The sequence below is a fragment of the Enterococcus sp. 3H8_DIV0648 genome (assembly GCF_002140655.1).
GTDB classification, from domain to species: Bacteria; Bacillota; Bacilli; order Lactobacillales; family Enterococcaceae; genus Enterococcus_A; species Enterococcus_A hulanensis.
The window spans coordinates 1-740 of sequence record NZ_NGLG01000005.1; the positions used below are offsets into that span (position 1 = coordinate 1).

General features: G+C 36.8%; 1 pseudogene. It reads right to left on the bottom strand.

Annotated elements, in window-relative coordinates:
- Window positions 1-198: 198 nt before the first annotated feature.
- Window positions 199-740 (bottom strand): annotated as a pseudogene (locus tag A5875_RS22830) (hypothetical protein); the annotation flags it as partial.

Consider the following 740-nt stretch of genomic DNA (forward strand, 5'->3'; position numbering starts at 1 on the left):
ACCAAATCGAGTGACGAGATCATTTCTCTGCCGTTCAGTCGAACATACAATAGAATCGAATTGGTCTAAATGATTAAAAACTTCTTTATAGACCCCAGATATATTTCCTATTTTCGGATCAAATCCTGAATAGTGCTTACTATGGAGAATCTAGATGTGTATAAGAGACAGCCTTTAAGTGTCTTATCCGCATGGTTACTAATATAATTGCTGTCTCTTATACACATCTAGATGTGTATAAGAGACAGGCGTATACATGATGCCTTCAGAAATTAAATCTTTGTCTTCCAATGAATGATTTCCATTAACGAAAGCAGTATAAATATCAAGCTCATCATTTTCTATTTGCTGGTTTCTCGGAAAATTCATATCATAAATATCGTACAGAGCGCCCTTTACTGTGAAATTAGTAGACATTCCATACAATCGCTTGTCATTTTGAACTTGTGCTTCGTTTGCCAATTCATTTTCCAAACCACAGGTATATCGATGTCTTTGGAAGAGTGCCCAACCTTCCTTGTAGCTAACATATGGATTTACTTGATCATAATGTGTTTGATAACTTCCTCCAGGCATTCCATTTACACGGTACATATTCCAATGGGCCCATTCATGTGCCACGGCTGCTCTGAAATCGACAATGTTCTTAGTACTTAATGCAAGTATTGGTTCCTTAATATATTCTCCATGACCATACCTATTAAATCCTCCACCTGGAATATCCAGCGCATCATCATAAA